The organism is Okeania sp. SIO3I5, from assembly GCF_010672085.1.
Taxonomy (GTDB): Bacteria; Cyanobacteriota; Cyanobacteriia; order Cyanobacteriales; family Microcoleaceae; genus Trichodesmium.
This window is the reverse complement of record NZ_JAAHHT010000402.1, coordinates 1-4987: the sequence shown is the minus strand read 5'-3', so window position 1 is coordinate 4987 and position 4987 is coordinate 1. Positions and strand designations below refer to the sequence as shown.

The 4987-nt window shown below is 39.9% G+C and carries 3 protein-coding genes; all 3 read left to right on the top strand.

What is annotated here, in order from left to right; translation table 11 throughout:
- Positions 1–89 precede the first annotated feature (89 nt).
- Positions 90–1850, top strand: a complete 1761-nt coding sequence (gene ltrA, locus F6K40_RS38695) for a group II intron reverse transcriptase/maturase (protein WP_293145148.1) — start codon at positions 90–92, stop codon at positions 1848–1850.
- A gap of 178 nt (positions 1851–2028) precedes the next feature.
- Positions 2029–2352, top strand: coding sequence for a DNA polymerase beta superfamily protein (locus tag F6K40_RS38690; RefSeq protein ID WP_293145151.1), 324 nt, complete (start codon positions 2029–2031; stop codon positions 2350–2352).
- A 703-nt stretch (positions 2353–3055) separates the two neighbouring features.
- Positions 3056–4921 (top strand): group II intron reverse transcriptase/maturase, encoded by a 1866-nt coding sequence (gene ltrA / locus F6K40_RS38685; protein ID WP_293145145.1) that lies wholly within the window; start codon positions 3056–3058, stop codon positions 4919–4921.
- Positions 4922–4987: the final 66 nt, after the last annotated feature.

The window sequence follows — 4987 nt, the reverse complement described above, 5'->3', positions numbered from 1 at the left end:
TAAAACTCTAACAATTATTCATTGTTAATTATTCATTATTCATTGCAGACGTACCCACTGTTAGACGTAATGTAAGGAAATAATTAGCAATGAATAAAGCTAAAACACTAAAAAGACGTTTAGGAAATCCTAGACCATTTTTAAGCGTGGCATGGGATACAGACGATATACCGTACCAGGTCAGTGTCAATCCTAACCTTAAATGGACAGACATAAACTGGAGACGGGTTGAGAAGAATGTATTTAAGTTGCAAAAGTTAATTTACAGAGCATCCAGCCGTGGCAAAATCCGCAAGATGCGTAAATACCAAAGACTTCTGACCAAAAGTTATTACGCAAGGTTGCTAGCTGTTAGGCGTGTCACTCAAGATAACCAAGGTAAGAAAACTGCGGGTGTAGATGGTATTAAAAATCTTCCCCCTATGCAGAGACTCAACTTGGTTGATTTACTAAACACGCGATACCTCAAAGCAAGTCCAACCCGCAGAGTCTGGATACCTAAACCAGGGAGGGATGAAAAGAGACCTCTTGGAATCCCCACAATGTACGACCGTGCATTACAAGCTCTGGTTAAGTTGGGTATGGAACCAGAATGGGAGGCACGCTTTGAACCTAATAGTTATGGTCTTTTCCGGAGGTCAACACATGATGCCATTGAGGCAATTTTTGAAAGCATCAAAAACAAACCTAAGTATGTGTTGGATGCCAACATATCAAAATGTTTTGACCGAATTAACCATGATGCACTGTTGAGAAAAGTAGGTCAATCTCCATACAGACGATTAATCAAAGAATGGTTAAGAGCTGGTGTGTTTGACAATAAACAATTCTCAAACACTGTGGAAGGTACACCACAGTCCGGGGTAATTAGTCCCCTACTAGCAAACATCGCCCTGCACGGTATGGAGGAAAGGCTAATGGAATTTGCCAAAACCATTGATATGAAAGATTATAGGGGCTGGCAAATGGGAAAACGAGATAAAATTAAAAGCCTTTCGCTCATACGCTATGCCGATGACTTTGTTATCCTACATGAAGACATCAAAGTAGTGTTACAAGCAAAAACCGTTATACAGGAATGGTTAAACCAGGTAGTAGGAGAACTAAAACCAGAAAAGACCAAAATTGCCCACACTTTGGAGGAATATGAAGGGAATAAACCCGGATTTGACTTCTTAGGTTTTACAATTAGGCAATGGAAAGTAAAGACAACTAAACAAGGATTTAAGACGCTGATTAAACCGTCTTCCAAGAGTATTAAAACTCATTATCGGAAACTAGCGGGTATATTTGACAGATACAAAACCGCCCCAACAAAAGCTTTAATAGCTAAACTAAATCCGATAATAAGAGGATGGGCTAACTACTTCTCAACCGTAGTCAGTAAAGAGACATACAATAAATTGGATATGCTCTTATGGAAGAGACTATGGCGGTGGGCAAGTAGAAGGCATCCAAATAAGTCCGCCAAATGGGTAAAGAATAAGTATTTCCCTCACTGCAAAGGAACCAGAAATTGGGAGCTTAATGACGGTGAGTATATACTAAATCGACACTCGGATGTTCCTATTGTACGGCACATTAAGGTGAAAGGTAATAAATCCCCTTATGACGGTGATTGGACTTATTGGAGCAGTAGAATCGGTAAACATCCAGGCGTAAGGAAAGAAGTCACAACGCTGTTAAAACGGCAAAAGAATAAATGCGCATTTTGTGGGCTAACCTTTAGACCGTCTGACCTTGTGGAAGTAGACCATATAAAACCAAGGTCTAAAGGTGGTGACAACACACTTAAGAATAAACAACTGTTGCATCGACATTGCCACGACAGTAAAACTGCCTTTCAATAATGAATAATGAACAATTAATTTGTTTTTAATTATTAATTATTAATTATTAATTATTAATTAAGGCAAGGATGTACCCATGACAGGGGACGTCTAAGAGAGGAGCCGTGATGAGGTGAAAGTCTCACGTCCGGTTCTGAAGACGAGTCGGTTTGGTAACAAACTGGCTTAGTTTAACTTTATTGCTCCGAAAGATTATTATTTAGGTTTTAAATCTGTAGAACAAAAAGACCGAGGTTGGGATGAACCAGGAACAGGTTTATTTCCTGTATTAGATAATGTGAAAGATTGTGTAATTTACGAGTTAAGAAAATTTCTTACTCTTGTCTATAACAACAATCCGAATATATTAGAACTACTCTGGTTAGATGCAGATTTTTACTTACATTTATCGCCAGTGGGAAAAAGGCTAATTTCCTATCGTCAGGCATTTATTTCTCAGAAAATTAGAGCTTCTTTTGCGGGTTATGCTTACTCTCAAATTGTGCGACTCGTTGGCCACTAAACCAGGAAAACTGGGCATAAATGGCCGTTTCCAAGTCAATACATGAGGGCAACCTCGACATGGGAATAACTCTTATTACCTTAGTGGTGAAATACCACTCGCCTTGTTGTTAGGTTGACAGCATAGACCACGGAGTAGAGACTGAACATCAATCTCCGAAGCTGGTTTAAAAGCGGGAAAATACCAGTTACCGAGGAACGATACCGCGAGCAGAGGCTGACAAGTGGACGAAGAGGAAGGAAATTAAACTCTCGTGAAGTAAAACCACTCCAAAGGTAGCTATGGAGTGAAGGACGGAAAGTCTGAGGGTCTATGGGTAGCCTTATGATTTGGAGACTACCGACAACCATAAAAGAACCCTCCGGGAGATTTTACCCCACTAAATCAGTCGTAATAAAGGAATAAGGGAACGAGGAAACCTCCCTAAGACACCTAAGAATACAGGTCGAAATCTTAGGAAGCCATTCAAGGCCAATCTGCACTATAGTTGCAGGTCTTAGGGAGAGTAGGATTGGGTAAGAAGCATACTAATTAATAATTAATAATTAATAATTAATAATTAAGAGCGGACGAATAAGAGTAAATATTCAGTATCTGAATTGCTTAGTTTTCCCTAAACTCTAATAATTATTCATTGTTCATTATTCATTATTCATTGCTGACGTACCCACTGTTAGACGTAATGTAAGGTAATGAGCAAGCAATGAATAAAGCTAAAACACTAAAAAGAAGATTGGGTAATCCAAAGCCCTTTTTAAGCGTGGCATGGGATACAGACGATATACCAGACCCAGTATGTATCAATCCGAACCTAAAATGGAAGGATATTAACTGGAGACGGGTTGAGAAGAATGTATTTAAGTTGCAAAAGTTAATTTACAGAACATCCAGCCGTGGTGAAATCCGCAAGATGCGTAAATACCAAAGACTTCTGACCAAAAGTTATTACGCTAGGTTGCTGGCTGTTAGGCGCGTGACACAGGATAACCAAGGCAAGAAAACTGCTGGGATAGATGGTATTAAAAATCTACCTCCTATGCAGCGATTTAATCTGGTTGATTTATTAAACACGCGATACCTCAAAGCAAGTCCAACCCGTAGAGTCTGGATACCAAAACCAGGGAGGGATGAAAAGAGACCTCTTGGAATCCCTACAATGTACGACCGTGCATTACAAGCTCTGGTTAAGTTGAGTATGGAACCAGAATGGGAGGCACGTTTTGAACCTAATAGTTATGGTCTTTTCCGGAGGTCAACACATGATGCCATAGAGGCAATCTTTGGCAGTATCAAAAAGAAACCAAAATACGTTCTTGATGCTGACATATCCAAATGTTTTGACCGAATTAACCATGATGCGCTGTTGAGAAAAATAGGTCAAACACCCTACAGGCGATTAATCAAACAATGGTTAAAGTCTGGAGTCTTTGACAATAAACAACTCTCAAATACTGCGGAAGGAACACCACAGGGAGGGGTAATTAGTCCCCTACTAGCAAACATCGCCTTACACGGTATGGAAGAAAGGCTAATGGCTTTTGCCAAAACCCTTGACATGAAAGATAGTAGAGGAAGGCAAATCGGTCAAAGAGACAAAATTAATAGTCTTTCAGTAATACGCTATGCTGACGACTTCGTTATCCTACATGAAGACATCAAAATAGTTATACAAGCTAAAACCGTAATACAGGAATGGTTAAACCAGGTAGGATTAGAACTAAAACCAGAAAAAACCAAAATTGCCCATACCCTGGAAGAATATGAAGGGAATCAACCCGGATTCGATTTTCTAGGTTTCACAATCAGGCAATGGAAGGTTAAGTCAACTAAACAAGGATTTAAAACACTGATTAAACCATCCTCTAAGAGTACAAAAACTCATTATCGGAAATTGGCGGATATATGTGATAAGAATAAAACCGCCCCAGTAGAAGCTTTAATAGCCAAACTAAGTCCGGTAATAAGAGGATGGTCTAGCTACTTCTCAGCCGTAGTCAGCAAAGAGATGTTCAACAAAATAGATCACCTCTTATGGGCAAGATTATGGAGATGGGCAAGTAGAAGGCATCCAAGAAAGTCGGCCAAATGGGTTAAGAAAAAGTATTTCCCCAACATAAAAGGAACTCGAAACTGGGTACTTAACGACGGTGAGCATATACTAAACCTACACTCTGATATGCCTATTGTAAGGCACATCAAAGTGAAAGGTAATAAATCCCCATTAGACGGCGACTGGACTTATTGGAGTAATAGAATCGGCAAATACCCAGGCGTAAGGAAAGAAGTCACAACGCTGCTAAAACGGCAGGAAAATAAATGCGCATATTGTGGACTAATCTTTAGTCCGACTGACCTTATGGAAGTTGACCATATAAAACCAAGGTCTGAAGGTGGTGACAACACAATTAAAAACAAGCAATTGTTGCACCGACATTGCCACGACAGTAAAACTGCTTTAGATAACAAAACATATCCAAAATTTAGGCCACAGGACTTACCTGAAGATTATATATGGATTGACGATATGTTAACTCTGAAGCAGGATGTGCCCATGACAAGGGACGTTTAAGAGAGGAGCCGCGATGAGGTGAAAGTCTCACGTCCGGTTCTGAAGACGAGTCGGGTAGGGTAACTT